The following is a 15,510-nucleotide window of genomic DNA, read 5'->3' as shown; positions in this document are numbered from 1 at the left end:
GTTGTCTCTGGCGGCGGCCTGCGCGGTTTTTACGCTGATGGGCCTGAGCGCAGGCGGCGGCGGATTGCTCTGGGCATTGCTGGCCGGCATTGGCGCATTCATCTTCTTCACCAGTCTCCTGCCGAGCGCTGCCTGGCTGAAGTTGGATGCCCAGGGATTCACGTACCGGATCGCGTTTCGCGAGCACCGGTACAATTGGGCCGACATCCGGTCGTTCGGAGTCCTGACCCGGCGATACCTGGGCATCATCCCGGTGAGCCGGATTGTCTGCTTCACGTTCACCGAGGAGCACAAGAAGACCAAGAGCCTGTTGCTGCGGATGGCGACGGTGATCGCCCGCTTTGACGGTCAGTTGCCGGACAACTACGGAATGAAGGCTCGCGACCTGGCGGCCCTGTTGGAGAACTGCCGGCTTCAGGCGGAGAGCCACGCGGTGGCGCCGGACTTGGCGCGGTTCCGGAGTGCGAGTTTTTCGGGAGTGAATCGAGTGTCGTAGGTTTGGGCGGCCGTGGACGGCTGCTCGCGCTTGTGCGGACAACGTGTGCCGATCGCATGGATCGCAGACCGACTGCAGTGCGCAGGACCCGAATTCCCGGCGATGGAGGCAACGCCGCGTGAGCTTCTTGCCGACATACGCGAGCAGCGAGTCGTAGACAACATGAGGAAGCATCGCCGGTTCTTCATTACTGTCGAGAATGGATGCTTGTGCGACAATTCGCGAAGTGTCAGACGTCCCCTTTTCTGGCGCACTGATCCGGCGTTCGGGCGAACTCTGGCGGGCCTGGCTGTGGAAGTGCGCACCGGGGTGCAAACTACAGTGGAGGCAAAGCCAACCAGCGGCAGCGGGATCTGACGTTTGCGCAAGTGGCTCTTGTGGATGCGCCCCAACCTGAGAAAGTTGGACTGCCACGGACTGCTGGGCCGATTACAAACGGCGCAAGAAGGAGGAGAAGTGAGCATGCCCCTAACCCACGATTTCAAAGAAACGATCCGCCAACGTGCTCAGCAGGAGCCGGAGTTTCGGCAGGCGCTGCTGCGGGAGGCCGTCGAGTGCATTCTCAACGGCGATCTGCAGACTGGCAAAGCGGTGCTGCGCGACTACGTCAACGCCACCGTTGGATTTCAGGACCTTGAGAAACGGACCCACATCCCGGCCAAGAGCCTGATGCGCATGCTCGGACCCAAGGGCAGCCCGTCTGCCGTGAACCTCACCAGCATCGTAACGGTCCTGCTGCAAACCGAGGGCATCCGTTTTGAGCTCGCGCTGAGGAGGTAGACTCAACCGCCAGTGGGAGAAGACGGGCGGCGCCGTTCGCACAGCCGCAGCCGCTGAAGATGCAGGCGATCATGAACGTTGTTCTGCGAGGTGGCAATACGCGCTGGGTCGGGCAGGATTTCACCGAGCCATGGCGGCTTCCGCACTCCAGAGGGCCAGGCTGTCTGTGTTGGAAGGCCAATCTGCCCGAGGGAGCACCCGGTCGAAGCCGGCGGCCTGCAGCAAAGCGGTGAGATCCTCGACACTCCAGGCTTTCGTCGTATTGCGGTACACCGTGGTAGCGCCGGCATCGTCGCTGACCGTGAACCGCTGGACGGCGACGTGCTGCTCCGGAACCCACTCGCACCGGGTTTGGCATCGATATGCGCCATCCGAGAACAGTCCAGATGTGAGGTGCTCGTCGGAGGGCGGGGTGTGTCCCGTGCGTTCGACGGCCTCCGGCGTTTGGATTTCGAGGATGAGGACGCCGTGGTCCGGCACGAGGCTGGCCCGCACTCGCAGGAGGATCTCGCTAATCTCCGAAGGCGGGAACACGTTCATCTCACCAAAGAGGATCATCGCCAGATCGTAAGGGCCGCCGAACGCAATCCGGCGGATGTCGCCCAAGACAAATTCACAGCGTGACTGGTCGCGGCTTGCGCGCCGGGCATAGTCGATGGAGGCGGGCCCGAAGTCGATGCCGCGGCACTGGTGGCCCAACGCTGCCAGACGATGCGAGTAGAAGCCGGGTCCGCAGCCCAGATCGAGGATGTTCGCGCAGCGCCCGGCCAATAGTTGGCGGTGGATCCACTCCACCTGGCGATCGATCCATTCCAAGCGCCGGCTCGCCATGTCGTGGTCCTGGGTCAAGTGCTCGGCCAGCATGCGTCTGCTGAAGGCCGGGTCGTCCCACGGGATTTTGTAGTCACCGGACCAGATGGATTCGGATGTCATGGTCGTCCATCGTGCGCACCCATGATTGTAGGTCACGGGGCGGCAGGAGCGAAGCTGTGGCGGCCCGCCGGATCGATGTTCGTTTACGTCGTTGCGTTTGCCGCCGGATCCAGATGGGGCTGCTCGACCAGGAGCAGGACTGGCATTGGTGGCGCGAGACGTGAGCGAGGAGCTGCGGCATGGCGCCGCGGACGGAGAGAGGGTCAACACTGAGAGCATCATGAAGGGACGTACGACTGCCTGGCTCTGCAAAAAGGCCAAGCGCGGCTTCCGCGGCTACCCCATCGCCACGCTGGCCTTCTATGGACCGGCGGTGGACTTCGCCACGAAAGTGGTGGCGTCCATCTTTCCCGACGAAGGATGCGACCCCGATCCGATGGAGCGCTGGTTTGCCCAGGACACGGACGTGCGCACCGACCCGGAGATTGGCGAGCAGGTGATTGCGTTCGTGAAGGCGCATGGCGCCCTGTCGATCGTGGTGACGGACAGGATCATCGGCTGCCCGCATGAAGAAGGCGTCGATTGCGCGGATGGAACCCCAAGCACGCAATGCCCACACGGGGCCGGTCGCGACCGGTGGACTGGGGAATCGGGTCGCCCAGGACATCCTGGTTCGCTCAGCCATGCAAGCCCCACCACTTTGTAGCGACAGAGCGACCATGCGCGTCGAACAGCTCCACTGGTGTTCGAAGAGCCGACACGTAGACAAGTCGAACTTCGCGGATGTCCCACTTTCCTGGCATGGATGATGTGACCGGCTGGCTCCGCGGCAGTCTGGGCACTCGTGTACTTGGCCAGAACGGGAAGGCGTCAGGTAATTGCCTCGCTGCAATGTTTGGCGCGAATGAGATGCCCGATGCGCAAATGCCCACTAGGGCCGTCGAGCAAAGGTGTCGCACGCTTCTCTTAAACGATCGATCGCGGGGGTCCTGACGCCGACCGTCCGGGCCAGCAAGGCAAACTCGTGGGCGAGGACCTGCATTTCATCCGCTGCCGCGATTGCGTGTGCCTTAGCAACCGTCTCGAAATGGCCGGTGCCTGCCCAGGCCCGCAGCGCGGAAACAACAAGCGCCTGCGGCGTGCGTTCCACCAGTCGAAGTTGGAAGGGCACCACATTCAAGCCTGCTGCACGCACGACAGTGAATCCCTCTCGGATCGCGTCCACCATCAGTCGAACTGTGTCGACCTGCTTTGCCAACCGGCAACTGTCGCCACCGGCGAGGTAGATGCCGTTCGCCAGTGGGCTGACTAGCGCCACGTGTGAAGTCAACCACGCTCGCATGTCGGAGCAGGTGGTAACCGGTAGATCCGCGCTGCGAAACATCCGCAGTACGGCCTTGAGGCGGGCTGTGACCTGCCCGTCTGGCTCTCCGAACGTAGTCGGCTGCATCCATGTGGGCGCAAACGCGTAGCGGACGACGGGACCGTTTCTGACGCCCCCAGCCCCCGGAAAGCCAAGGAGTAGCCGCTCGTGCCCAACTGCCTCGCTCCACATGGTGTAGCCAGACGCGGTATTCACCATGAAGCAGATCGTCGACGCCTTGCGTGCCGCAGCCAACGCTGGCAGAACTGCATCGACCTGGTTCCTGCGCATTACGACAAAGACCAAGTCATATGTGGAGTCAGGTGCCAAGTGGTCAATGGCCGTCACCAGGGTGACGGTACGCTCGTCTGTACTTTGATTTTCGAGAACAAGACCATGCTCCCGAATATCGGTGAGTCGCCTCCCACGAGCCAGCACTGTGACATCTTGACCAGCACGCTTCAGCCGGGAGGCAAGCAGAGTTCCAACGACACCCGCACCGTAGACAAGAATTCTCGGAGGCGTGGACCAAATCAATGAGTTGGGCGACATCTTCATGTTGGTTATGGTCTCAGCATGGCAGCACGCCGCCCCTGATTGGCATGGAAATCGGGACGTCACTGGTCCGTCACGATCGTTTTTTGCTGCAGACATTCAATACCAGAATCTCTAGAATTTCATTTTCTGAGGTCCTACAAGACCTGAGCGATCCGCGCAGACCGGATGCTGTTCTCAGCACCAGAAATCCCGGTGAGGGGCCACCGCCAAGCGAGCTTCTTGACCTTGCGAAAGGTGGATGTCCTGCCCCGGATCCCCTTGCCCCTTTGTCTGTGGTTTGCACGGAGGTTCACCTCCGGCTGAAGTGCGTCGGGGCACGCTCACTTGCGAGATACAATGTATCTCAGAGGGCAATTATGTCGACCACGATGATTCACGTTCGCGTGGACGAGAAGACGAAGCAGAGGGCCACGAAGACACTTGCTGCCATGGGCATCTCCGTATCCGATGCGGTCCGCATGCTGCTGGTCCGGGTGGTGGCAGAGAAGGCCCTGCCTTTTGCGGTGAAGGTCCCGAATGCGACCACGGTGAAGGCGATGCGCGCTGCCGACAAGGGCCAGGGCAAACGCCAGAAGTCCGCCGATGCGCTGTTCAAGGACCTGGGCATCTAGATCTTGCGGAACCCGATTACGGGCGGGCAGTTCGGGCGCGATGTGAAACTTGCTCAAAAGCGCGGCAAGGACATGGCGAAGTTGCACGATGCGATCCTGCTGCTGATTGAGGGCAGTCCGTTGCCGCGGCGCTATAAGGACCATCCTCTCGGCGGGGAGTGGAAGCACTTCCGCAACTGCCACATCGAACCGGATTGGCCAGTGATCTACAAGATTGATGGCGAGGACCTTTACCTCGTTCGCACGGGAACGCACGCGGATCCGTTCTGAAGGCGTCGCCGAGGCCCCGCCGCAGCGCAGGTACCCGTGTTGCGACGGGCGTGCCGGGCAATCAGGCCACACGTCTCGATGGCTGCTTGATCCGGAGGTCGACTTCCAAGCCGGCGTCGCCGAGCATGTTGACCAACGTGTCCAGCGAGAACCGGCTGATCTTGCCGCGCGTCAGGTCCGAGGTGCGCGGCTGACTGACCTTTAGGCGCTTGGCCGCGTCCGCTTGCGTCAGTCCCTCCTTCTCGATGAACTTCCTCAGGGCCGTCATCATCTGCGCCCGCAGCCGCAAGTTGCGGGACTCCGAGGGCGAGAAACCGAGGTCGGTGAAAACGTCGCCGCTGCCCATGGTGATCGTTGTGTCGATCGGGGTCTTCATGGCTCTCTCCTTCCTCTGAAAGGCGGACGTCCTGGCCTGTCACGGTCGCTTTTCTCTACTACCATTCAGGAGCGGAATCTCCAAAATGCCATTTCCCGAAGTCCTACGAGACTCGATTGGCCCTCGCAGACAGGGAGCAGTGCTCAGAACCATAATTTCCGGCGATGGAGCCACCGCCGCGTGAGCTTCTTGCCGACATAGGCGAGCAGCGAGTCGTAGACAACCTGAGGAAGCATCGCCGGTCATTCATTACTGTCGAGAGTGGATGCATCTGCGCCAATTCGCACAGGGACAGGCCAGTGGACGTCCCCTTTTCCCGACCTACGCGGGCAGCGAGTCGTAGACAACCTGAGGAAGCACCGCCGGCCATTCATTACTGTCGAGAGTGGATTTATCTGGGACAATTCGGGGGGACAGACCATTGACGTCCTGTTTTCTCCGAGGGCTCCGTTCATGAGCTCCATTCACAACGCGAGCGTGGTCTGCGTCCGACCGTTGCCCGCAGACGGTGCCCAAGTCCCTGGGCGCGGTCAGCTTACGCCTCTGGCACCTCGCAAAAAGTGCGGCCCTTCCCTCGCGTTGCAAATCGAAGGTATCACACACGCACGTGTAGGGTGAGGAGTGCACACCTCGCAACATCACGACAATGACGGCTATCGGCAAGAAATGGGACGTCCGCAGACCCTATTGGCAGATCGAATCACCCATTTCATACTGGACTGACTTTCGCTCAGCGATTACCAGTTGCTATCTTTCTTCTTGTGAACAGGCCCGCAGTTCTCAGCAGCGCATGTCTCATTCTCGCTTGCTTCTATCCGGCAGACGCACGCGCCGCCGAATGGACCGTCTCTCTGCGCGGTGCCGGCCCCATCCGGCTCGGCATGTCCCTCGACCAAGTCCGCAGCGTTCTGAGTGATCCCAAGGCCCCGCTTGCAGGGAACGAGCCAGACGTTCCGCTCACTGAATGTGCCTATCTCGAAAGCACACGAATTCCGCAGGGCGTTGGCTTGATGTTCGCCGAGGGGCGCCTCGTCCGGATCGATGTCTTTCGCTACCAGATCAAGACGACAACCGGAGCGGCCATAGGCGACGCCGAAGCTCGCATCAAGAAACTCTATCCCGGCGGAATGACCGTACAACCTCACACCTACGTCGACGGGGGCCACTACTTGCAGTACCTGCCGCCCGGCAAGGCAGAACCGAAGTGGGGCATCCTCTTCGAGACGGACGGCCAGCGTGTTACTTCGTTTCGAATCGGCACGCTCGCCGCGATTGAACTGGTGGAAGGGTGCAGTTAGCGGGAGTTCCCCGCCCTTCGCAACGCGGGCCTCCAGTGGCTCCAACCTCCAAGAGTCGCTCCTCCCATCGGCTCCCAATCCGGCCCGTTGACCACTTTCCCACCTCGACTCAAGGCGACCCGCCACTCCCGTGAATGCCCTCCGGCACCCAATTCGGATTTTGCTGTATGATAGTCTCGTCCAGTCAACTGACATGGCAATTCTGGACAGTTGTAACCCGCCGGGGCCAGGACGCCAGCAATGGCGGAGCCTCGCCTTTGCTGAAAATCATTCCGATCTTCGCCGGCCCGCGGTCCCTCTTATCGCCGCGCGGCGGAGGCTATGAAGGCATTCATCAGGAGCGAATATGCAATCCGCAAGTTGTGACATCGGCCTCGTCGGCCTGGCTGTCATGGGCCAGAACCTGGTCCTGAATATGAACGACCACGGCTACAAGGTGGCCGTCTTCAATCGCACGGTCTCCAAAGTAGACGATTTCCTCGCCAACGAAGCCAAGGGCACGATGGTGGAAGGCGCCCACTCGATGGAAGAGCTCGCGAGCCTGCTGAAGCGCCCGCGCCGCGTCATGCTGATGGTCAAGGCCGGCGACACGGTCGATCGCATGATCGAAGCCGTACTGCCTTACCTCGAAGCAGGCGACATCATCATTGATGGCGGCAACTCCCACTTCCCCGACACCAACCGCCGCACGAAGAGCCTGGAAGAGAAGGGCATCCTCTATATCGGCACCGGCGTCTCCGGTGGCGAAGAGGGCGCGCGCCGCGGTCCGTCCATCATGCCCGGTGGGAATCCGGCTGCCTGGCCGCATGTGAAAGAGATCTTCCAGGCCATCTCGGCCAAGGTGGAAGACGGCACTCCGTGCTGCGACTGGGTGGGCGAGAACGGCGCCGGCCACTACGTCAAGATGGTCCACAACGGCATCGAGTACGGCGACATGCAGCTGATCTGCGAAGCCTACCAACTGCTGAAGGACGGCCTGGGCCTGAATGCCGATGAACTCCACGAAGTGTTCGATGACTGGAACAAGGGCGAGCTCGACAGCTACCTGATCGACATCACCAGCCAGATCTTTGCCAAGAAGGATGAAGACGGCTCGCCCATCGTCGATAAGATCCTCGACACCGCGGGCCAGAAGGGCACCGGCAAGTGGACGTGCCTCAGCGCGCTCGACCTGGGCATGCCCGTCACGCTGATCGGTGAAGCGGTCTTCTCGCGCTGCCTGTCGGCCATCAAGGACGAACGCGTGGCTGCCTCGGCGATCCTGCCCGGTCCGGGCTACACTTCGGAACTCGACCGCGCCGCCTTCATTGAAGACGTGCGCCGCGCGCTGTACTGCTCCAAGGTGATCAGCTACGCGCAGGGCTACATGCTGCTGCGGGAAGCGGCCAAGGAACAGGGCTGGAACCTGAACTTCGGCGGCATCGCCCTCATGTGGCGCGGCGGCTGCATCATCCGCAGCCGGTTCCTGGGCAAGATCAAGGACGCCTTCGACAACAACCCGAACCTGAACAACCTGCTGCTGGACGAGTTCTTCACCAGCCTGCTGGTGAACTACCAGGCCTCCTGGCGGCGGGCGATCATCCAGGCGATCCAGTACGGCGTACCGACCCCCGCCTTCACGACCGCCCTGGCGTTCTATGATGGCTATCGCACGGGCCGTTTGCCGGCGAACCTGCTGCAGGCCCAGCGCGATTTCTTCGGCGCGCATACCTATGAGCGTGTCGATAAGCCGCGCGGCGAGTTCTTCCATACGAATTGGACCGGCCGCGGCGGACGCGTCGCTTCCGGCATCTACACTGTCTAGCTTGCATAGCTGTCAGCGGTCAGCTATCAGCTTTCAGCTTGCGCGGGTTGACCCGGCGAGGTTGGTTGGTAGCTGACGGCTGATCGCTGATAGCTGATTGCTTGGTGCTTTAGCTTTCAGCGTGCATCTTTCAGCTCTCGCGGTTCGGCCAGGCGAGTATCGTTGGTAGCTGACGGCTGATTGCTGATCGCTGAAGGCTAGTGGTTTCCAGCTGATACTGGAATGATGCCCAGGTATCACCAGCCGGCACGCGTGGTATCGGCCGCGGGGTGCTCGTAGCTGACAGCTGACCGCTGATCGCTGACAGCTTACAGGCCGCAACCCCACGGATTATCGAACTCTGGGAAAGTACATATAGAGAGGGATTCTCGAATGAAATATGGTTTGAATATTCTTCCGGAAGGCGCGCTGGACTTCCTGTCCCTGGGCGCCCTGGTCCACCGTCTGGATCCGGGTGTCATCCCGTTCCGCAAGGCCGCGGGCTGCCAGATTCACGTCAGCGGCGGTGAGTTCAACTGCGCCGCCAACCTGGCCGACTGTTTCGGCCTGAACACGGGCGTCGCCAGCGCCATGGTCGACTACCCCATCGGCGACCTGATCGCCGAGCGCGTCAAAGGGATGGGCGTGAGGCCCTTCTACAAGCGCTTCAAGCACAACGGCGTGAACGGCCCCAACATGGCCGCCGTTTACAGCGATCGCGGCCAGGGCGTGCGCGCTCCGGTCGTGTTCTACAACCGCTGCAACGAAGCGGGCGCCCAGCTGAAGCCCGGCGATTTCGACTGGCCGGCCATCTTCGGCCAGGGCGTGCGCTGGTTCCACAGCGGCGGCATCTTCGCTGCCCTGTCTGAGACCACCGGCGAGCTGATCATCGAAGGCATGAAGGCCGCCAAGGCCGCCGGCGCGATCACCTCGTTCGACCTCAACTACCGCGCCAAGCTCTGGAACATCTGGGGCGGCCACGAGAAGGCGCTCTCCGTTCTGGCCCGCATCGTCGAGCATTGCGACGTGCTGGTGGGCAACGAAGAGGACCTGCAGATGGGTCTCGGCATTCCCGGACCCGAGGTTGCCGCCAAGTCGAAGCTCGATCCCAGCACCTTCTTCGGCATGATCGACAAGGTCGTCGAGAAGTATCCCAAGGTGAAAATCGTCGCCACCACGCTCCGCGAGGTCCATTCGACCAACCGGCATAGCTGGGGCGCCGTGGCCTGGATCGACGGCCAGACCTATGTCACGCCGACGGCTGAGCTCGATGTGCTCGACCGTGTGGGCGGCGGCGACGGCTACGCTTCCGGCTTCTTCTACGGCCTGCTGACCGGGCTCGAGCCCGACGAAGCGGTCCGGTTGGGCTGGGCACATGGCGCGCTGCTGACCACGTTCCCCGGCGACACCACCATGGCCACGGTGGACATGGTTAAGGCGTTCGCCAAGGGCGGGTCGGCGCGCATCCAACGCTAGTCATCCAGCGCTAGCCATCCAGACGGGAATCCGCCGCCGGACTTCCGAAATCCGTGTGCATCCGTGTGAATCCGTGGCCAGAGAAGATGGGCCACTGATGGACACGGATCCACACGGATAGCGCAGCGCCACCCGCCCCAAATCCCGTACGCTGATAGCTGGCAACTTCCAGTACCCGTAAGTGAGAATTCATCCATGCCCCCTGTCGTTACCCCTGAGGTGCGCGAGCGCGCCGCCAAGATCAAGCTGGTCCTGATGGACGTCGATGGCGTCCTCACCGACGGGAAGTATTTCCATGTCCCCAATCCGGCCGGCGGCCTGTTTGAAGTGAAGCTGTTCGACTCCCAGGACGGCATCGCCCTGCAGTGGCTCTATCGCACCGGCATCAAGACCGGCCTCATTAGCGGCCGCGACGCGCAGGCCACGGCCGAGCGCGCCCGCAGCAGCCACATGACCTACTGCTACATGGGCAACACCGAGAAGCTGCCGATTTTCCAGGAGATCCTGACCGATTCCGGACTCACTCCGGACGAGATCGCCTACCTCGGCGACGACCTCACCGACGCCATCCTCATGAAACGCGTCGGCCTCTCCGTGGCCGTCGGCAACGCTACGCCGGAAGTGAAGGGCTGCGCCCACTACGTGACGAAAGCCGTCGGCGGATCCGGCGCCCTGCGCGAAGCCACCGAGGTAATCCTCGACGCCCAGGGGAAGTGGGAAGGCATTTTGCGTCATTATGAAGTAATCGCATGAGCCTGGAACGTATTGGCGCCGTCATCTCCGTTGTGAACGCCCCCGGTGTGCTGCACGAGCTCACCGGGATCATCGCCGCGCACAACGGCAACATCCTCTCGGTGGAGATGCTCTCCAGCCCGGACCCGGCGGAATCGCGCATCTACTTCGAAATCGAGCTCGAGACGGCGCCGGCCGCCCTGCTGGTGGACATCGGCGCGCTGCCGGCCGTGAAGTCGGTGGCGTCCGAGAAGAGCCTGCAGAAGATTTACGGCAAGCGCATCATCATCATGGGCGGCGGAGCGCAGGTGGGCCAGGTGGCCATCGGAGCCATCATGGAAGCGGACCGCCACAACATCCGCGGCGAGCATATTTCGGTGGATACGATCCCGCTGGTGGGCGAGCAGGCATTGGCCGATGCGGTGCGAGCCGTACCCCGCCTGCCTCGTGCGCGCGCCCTGGTCCTGGCCGGATCGTTAATGGGTGGGGATATCGAAAAGGCGGTACGCGAGGTGCGGGCGCAAGGGCTACTGGTGGTGAGTTTGAACATGGCGGGCAGCGTGCCGGACGCCGCCGACCTGGTGGTCACGGATCCGGTGCAGGCCGGAGTGATGACGGTGATGGCAGTGGCCGACACGGCCAAATTCACAGTGGAGCGCCTGAAGCGCCGCGTGTTCTGAGACCCGGGCAGGCCGCCCTGCGGTGGCACGCCTAGCCCGTCACTCACGTTCCGGAACTGGTGCTGCGCCGCAACCGGAGCGCCGCAACCGGAGCCGCGCACGTCAGTAAGCGGGGGAGTCCCCGTAAATCCCCAAGCCCCAATCGCACCCTCCAAGTTCAATCGCGTCGCACAGGGAGCCTCTCACGTCCGTATGCTATGGAGTCCCCGTAAATCCCCAAGCCCCAATCGCAGCCCCCAAGTTCAGCCGCGTCGCACAGGGAGCCTCTCACGTCCGTATGCTGTGGAGTCCCCGTAAATCCCCAAGCCCCAATCGCACCCTCCAAGTTCAACCGCGTCGCACAGGGAGCCGCCACGTCAGTAATCCGTGGAGTTCCCAGCAATCCCCAACCCCGATCACCCAACACCCCAAAAACCAAACCGAACCCCAACGACAACCGAGTCGCAAACTCATCCACCCACATCCTCAAGCGAGCAAGTCCTTCCGAGCCCCCGAGCCACCTTACCTTCCAAACACTCGTCGTAACACCCGCGACCACCAGTTCCCTACCCCGGGCTCATCGGGCACAGGAATGTCCACTGGCGCCGACCCGGCTTCCGCCGACAGGCTCTTCTCCATCTCCTCGGCTTCAATCTGCATGGCAGCGGAACGAAATACGCCTGCAAACTCTTCTTCCTGCTCGACAGAGTCCAGGCACTTGGCACAAACCAGTAAATGTTCTTCGATCACTTCGCGCGTTACGCCTGACAGGCGATTGGCCAGATAATCTTCCATCTCGGCTTCCGTCAGGCACTTGCCAACAGAACGACGCAGCATCAGGCCCTCCTGCGCGCCGTCGTCCTCCCAGCCCAATGAAGTCATGAGCAGCCTCCAAGAAACCAGCGCGCTCAGTCTAGGTATTCAGATCCTAGTATCTCAACGAAACGCCGGCCGGAACAGGTCTAATTGTCGATTCACTAGACTAGTGTCAGCCGCCTGACGCTCTTCTCAATACTTTTTCAGTCAGCCCGGTGTGCGACAACCGCCGCCGGCCCATTTCCCCGAACCTGGCCTTGGCCCGCGACTTAAGCAGCCGGAACTGGGTCTCCGAGAGGCTCATCTCCTCGCAGATTTGCTCCTGAGGTTGTTCATACAGATAGAAACGGGTGAGGATCTCCCGGTCGCGACGGGATATGCCGCGCAATACCCGCACCATCAACGCCATCTTCTCGTCCTGGATCGCCCGTTGCTCAGGATTCTGACGAATATCGGGTACCCGCCCGCCCATTTCCATATCGGCGAATTCGCGGCGGCTTTGCACCGCGCAATCGATGAAGGCGGCCACCTGCCGGCGCACCACCGTGCGCACAAAGCCCATCAGCCGCTCAGGCTCCCTGAGCCCGCCGCTCTGGATGGCCTGCACGACAATCAGGAACGTATCATGAACCTTGTCGTCCAACTCCTGAGGCCCCAGGTGCCGGCAAAGATAATACCGGACGCCGCGCGAGAATATGCGGTAAAGCTCCTCCATCGCGCTGTTGTCGCTATTCTGGATCCGCTCCACCAGCGCCGTCCAGCGAGCGCCGCCAAATTCGGGTGTCTCTCCTTCCGTGCGTTGGGCCTCGGCCGCCGGGACAGCCGACAAACCGCTGGGAGCGGTCTCATCATCCGGTTCTTTCCGCGTTCCCTCACTCGAATATCTTTGCATGCAGGTCACTCCTTGCCCACAACGAAATAGGTGGTTCCACATCGGGGGGATGGACCGCCTACTCCTGCTTTGAATCGGCATTGCCCTCGCGGCCTGAATGAGGCCGCTCCGCTCTCGTGCCGGTCCCGGACGGCCAGCCCATGCTGGCTGCGAATGGCACTTTGCCTTATAGCTAATACGATCTTAATGTCCGAATTCAGCCCAAACTGACGGACATGATTCTCGTGCGGCCCAGACAAACCGAACCTCCGAACAGCGGTGCACGCCTGCGGCCCTTTCCGGGAGCGCGGGGCGGCCCCAAAACCGCCCGCTCCGGAGGACAGAACAGTCCTCCTGCCAGGTGTGCGAGTCGACACAGACGCACTCAGAAATGAATTCGGAAAGGACCCGAGGTTCGACAGAGCGAGACTCCAAACGACAATGGTCATTACCCCTCCGGGGAGGGTTAATATTGGATGGACGATGACATGGGAGTACCCTGACCATTAGTACTCGTAGAAATCATATCAGCATCTACGCGAGATGGCAGATTAATTTTCGTTCTTTCTTTACAGCCATATCAGGGTGTTCCACTTCGTAGCTAGTGATATCTCCAACGAATATTCTCAATAGTTCTTGGGCAGCTCCCCGGCATAATGAGCAATCCCTCCAATTCCAGCTGAACCCCGCCGCCGAGGCACCTGCCCAACCCACCCGGCCTGGTTCGCGACTGCTGCTCCTGCTGCTAGCCAACCCGCTGCATTCATTCATCTTATTGAGCGGCGACGGAACAGCCCGCAAGCGCTAGGAAGGCGCTGGAGCGGTGGCCTTGCGCGGGGAGGATTCTCGAAAAGGGGTGGCGATGCGGGACAAACGGGAGGGAACGGCAGCGGCGCGGACGGAGATAAAGGCGCTATCGCGGTGCCACAAACAAGACTCTACTCTTTAGTGCGTCATTGAGTAGACTACATAATTCGCGGCGATTCTTATCCCCAAAGCGGAGTACTTCTCAGGGTAGGCCGGGACATCGGCCCACTCCAGCGAATCGCCGATATCCATGTTGAAACAAATGGCCACCATGAGCCGGCCTTTGTCGTCGTAGATCCCGCGCCAATGCGGCTCATAGCCGTCGCGTTCATAGGTTCGCCCGCTTTCGACGAACTGTTCACCGGGAATCTGGTAGCGTTCATCGAGATCATATAGGATGTGGAAGATCGGGTCGCGTGATTCGATCTCGACGATGGGCCGGTCGGGGAACACGCGCTGCATGCTTTCGGCAAAAATGGCCCACTCGCGCGTACCGTGAAAATCGTCACACATAAAGAAGCCGCCGCGCAGCAGATACTCCCTCATTTTCACCACCTGCGCATCGGTGAGATTCCAGTGCCCGACTTCGACTCCGTACATCCACGGCCAGTTGAACACGTCGTCGCCCTCGTCGAGATTTACTGGTTGCTCCACTGAGCGGACGTGGATCCGGGTGAGCCGGCGCAGCGCGCGGGCGAAGTGCCGGTCGGCGCGCGGATAGTCCATTGTCCAGAAGGAATTGCCTTGCGACCAGTCGCCACCGCCGCGGCGGAAGCGGAACCCGCCCACGGGCGGATACATCAGGCGCGCGAATACCCACTCTGATTTCTCGGCATAGTCGGAAGGCAGCGGGTCGTTTTCGTTCTCAAAGCCCGGAAACTCGCGGAAGGGCTTCTGATAGGCGCAGACCAAGCCGACGCCAAGGATGCCCAGTGCTAGGAGCCAGCGAACCGTTCGAAGATTCATGGCCAGTCGTCTAGCCAGAGAATAGCATCCCGCGCGGCGCTACTCCAGAAGGGTGGGATGGGACCCGGCCGCCGCGGACGTTTGTTGTTCCGCCAGCGCTGAAGCGGGACGCTCTTTCCGCCTTGGCTTATACCGCACACGCAACCGCACGACGAGGCGCGGCGGCTGCAGCACCCACTCCCAGGCCTGCAGCACGGGCTGCGGCAGGCTCATCGGTTGAATCTCCGGCGGCTCGTTCTTGAATCTGGCTCCGCGCGAAACCATGGGGGCGGACTGGTGGCTGGGGTTGCGAACCGGACGGAAACTCGCAAACACCGCGCCGCAATGCTCGCAGTGATGCTTATTGGCGCCCAGCGCCGAACGCAGCGACATCATCACGCCGGTCTGCACCAGGTCGGGCCGCGCGGCGGACAGATCCTGATTCAGGCAGCCGGGACACTTGGCGTAGAACAGGTCTTTGAATCGCACCGGGTTGCCGCGGAATTTATGCTGGCAGTTGCGGCAGCGGAAACGGTAAGACCCGCATAGCTCCATCAGGAAATCGTAGACGCCGCGCGGCAGCCTGACGGACACGTCGCCTGACGCGCACTTCGGGCAGCACACCAGATTGTGCTTCGACTTTGCCATGACCGAGGCTGAGCCAACCGGACCCTAGACCTTGGACATGAGCACGGCCCCTCCGGCCGCGTCGTATCCAAGAAAATAGCCTACCACCAACCCTGTGCAAGTGGCTGCGAAAATGGCGGTTTTTCGTGTGGATTTCAGATTCTGCGAA

General features: G+C 61.5%; 17 protein-coding genes. 10 read left to right on the top strand and 7 right to left on the bottom strand.

From position 1 onward, the window contains the following. Positions 1-37 precede the first annotated feature (37 nt). Together ACR9Y2_RS21825 and ACR9Y2_RS21820 are read left to right on the top strand one after the other, a co-directional pair. Positions 38-496: a hypothetical protein gene (locus tag ACR9Y2_RS21825; RefSeq protein WP_435043778.1), complete on the top strand. Its 459-nt coding sequence runs from the start codon at positions 38-40 to the stop codon at positions 494-496. 462 nt (positions 497-958) lie between these two features. Further along, a complete protein-coding gene (locus ACR9Y2_RS21820) occupies positions 959-1,276 on the top strand; it encodes a DNA-binding protein (RefSeq protein ID WP_435043777.1) in 318 nt (105 codons plus the stop codon). A gap of 120 nt (positions 1,277-1,396) precedes the next feature. Here the strand turns inward: ACR9Y2_RS21820 and ACR9Y2_RS21815 are convergent, their stop codons facing one another. Next, a complete protein-coding gene (locus ACR9Y2_RS21815; protein ID WP_435043776.1) occupies positions 1,397-2,209 on the bottom strand; it encodes a class I SAM-dependent methyltransferase in 813 nt (270 codons plus the stop codon). Positions 2,210-2,429: 220 nt separating this feature from the next. Here ACR9Y2_RS21815 and ACR9Y2_RS21810 point away from each other — a divergent pair, with 220 nt between their 5' ends. Continuing rightward, on the top strand, positions 2,430-2,855 hold the full coding sequence (locus tag ACR9Y2_RS21810; protein ID WP_435043775.1) for a hypothetical protein: 426 nt from the start codon (positions 2,430-2,432) through the stop codon (positions 2,853-2,855). Positions 2,856-3,080: 225 nt separating this feature from the next. Here ACR9Y2_RS21810 and ACR9Y2_RS21805 read toward each other — a convergent pair whose 3' ends face one another. Next, positions 3,081-4,070, bottom strand: coding sequence for a ketopantoate reductase family protein (locus ACR9Y2_RS21805; RefSeq protein ID WP_435043774.1), 990 nt, complete (start codon positions 4,068-4,070; stop codon positions 3,081-3,083). Between the two features lie 356 nt (positions 4,071-4,426). On the opposite strand from ACR9Y2_RS21805, the gene ACR9Y2_RS21800 reads away from it, so the two are divergent. Both ACR9Y2_RS21800 and ACR9Y2_RS21795 read left to right on the top strand, forming a co-directional pair. Continuing rightward, entirely contained in the window at positions 4,427-4,681 is a 255-nt protein-coding gene (locus tag ACR9Y2_RS21800) for a type II toxin-antitoxin system RelB/DinJ family antitoxin (RefSeq protein WP_435043773.1), read from the top strand. 3 nt (positions 4,682-4,684) lie between these two features. After that, positions 4,685-4,951, top strand: coding sequence for a type II toxin-antitoxin system YafQ family toxin (locus ACR9Y2_RS21795; RefSeq protein WP_435043772.1), 267 nt, complete (start codon positions 4,685-4,687; stop codon positions 4,949-4,951). 61 nt (positions 4,952-5,012) lie between these two features. Here the strand turns inward: ACR9Y2_RS21795 and ACR9Y2_RS21790 are convergent, their stop codons facing one another. Continuing rightward, positions 5,013-5,327, bottom strand: coding sequence for a helix-turn-helix domain-containing protein (locus ACR9Y2_RS21790; protein ID WP_435043771.1), 315 nt, complete (start codon positions 5,325-5,327; stop codon positions 5,013-5,015). Positions 5,328-6,337: 1,010 nt separating this feature from the next. On the opposite strand from ACR9Y2_RS21790, the gene ACR9Y2_RS21785 reads away from it, so the two are divergent. From ACR9Y2_RS21785 to ACR9Y2_RS21765, 5 genes are all read left to right on the top strand, one after another. Continuing rightward, positions 6,338-6,625 carry a hypothetical protein gene (locus ACR9Y2_RS21785; protein WP_435043770.1) on the top strand — a complete coding sequence of 96 codons (288 nt, stop codon included), beginning with the start codon at positions 6,338-6,340 and terminating at the stop codon, positions 6,623-6,625. Positions 6,626-6,971: 346 nt separating this feature from the next. Continuing rightward, positions 6,972-8,429 carry a decarboxylating NADP(+)-dependent phosphogluconate dehydrogenase gene (gene gnd, locus ACR9Y2_RS21780; RefSeq protein ID WP_435043769.1) on the top strand — a complete coding sequence of 486 codons (1,458 nt, stop codon included), beginning with the start codon at positions 6,972-6,974 and terminating at the stop codon, positions 8,427-8,429. 372 nt (positions 8,430-8,801) lie between these two features. Further along, entirely contained in the window at positions 8,802-9,884 is a 1,083-nt protein-coding gene (locus ACR9Y2_RS21775; protein WP_435043768.1) for a PfkB family carbohydrate kinase, read from the top strand. A 195-nt stretch (positions 9,885-10,079) separates the two neighbouring features. Further along, a complete protein-coding gene (locus ACR9Y2_RS21770) occupies positions 10,080-10,637 on the top strand; it encodes a KdsC family phosphatase (protein ID WP_435043767.1) in 558 nt (185 codons plus the stop codon). Next, entirely contained in the window at positions 10,634-11,296 is a 663-nt protein-coding gene (locus ACR9Y2_RS21765) for a DUF5612 domain-containing protein (protein ID WP_435043766.1), read from the top strand. The genes ACR9Y2_RS21770 and ACR9Y2_RS21765 overlap by 4 nt, the downstream gene beginning before the upstream one ends. A gap of 501 nt (positions 11,297-11,797) precedes the next feature. On the opposite strand, the gene ACR9Y2_RS21760 is transcribed toward ACR9Y2_RS21765, so the two are convergent. From ACR9Y2_RS21760 to ACR9Y2_RS21745, 4 genes are all read right to left on the bottom strand, one after another. Beyond that, positions 11,798-12,157 (bottom strand): zf-HC2 domain-containing protein, encoded by a 360-nt coding sequence (locus ACR9Y2_RS21760; protein ID WP_435043765.1) that lies wholly within the window; start codon positions 12,155-12,157, stop codon positions 11,798-11,800. 106 nt (positions 12,158-12,263) lie between these two features. Next, positions 12,264-12,983: an RNA polymerase sigma factor gene (locus ACR9Y2_RS21755; RefSeq protein WP_435043764.1), complete on the bottom strand. Its 720-nt coding sequence runs from the start codon at positions 12,981-12,983 to the stop codon at positions 12,264-12,266. Positions 12,984-13,907: 924 nt separating this feature from the next. Then, positions 13,908-14,735, bottom strand: a complete 828-nt coding sequence (locus tag ACR9Y2_RS21750; protein WP_435043763.1) for a DUF4159 domain-containing protein — start codon at positions 14,733-14,735, stop codon at positions 13,908-13,910. Between the two features lie 39 nt (positions 14,736-14,774). Continuing rightward, positions 14,775-15,362 (bottom strand): hypothetical protein, encoded by a 588-nt coding sequence (locus ACR9Y2_RS21745; protein ID WP_435043762.1) that lies wholly within the window; start codon positions 15,360-15,362, stop codon positions 14,775-14,777. Between the last annotated feature and the right edge of the window lie 148 nt (positions 15,363-15,510).

Source organism: Paludibaculum fermentans, from assembly GCF_051172195.1.
In the GTDB taxonomy this organism is placed as follows: Bacteria; Acidobacteriota; Terriglobia; order Bryobacterales; family Bryobacteraceae; genus Paludibaculum; species Paludibaculum fermentans_A.
Note: the sequence above shows the minus strand (reverse complement) of the source record. Positions and strands in the feature narration are given on the sequence as shown.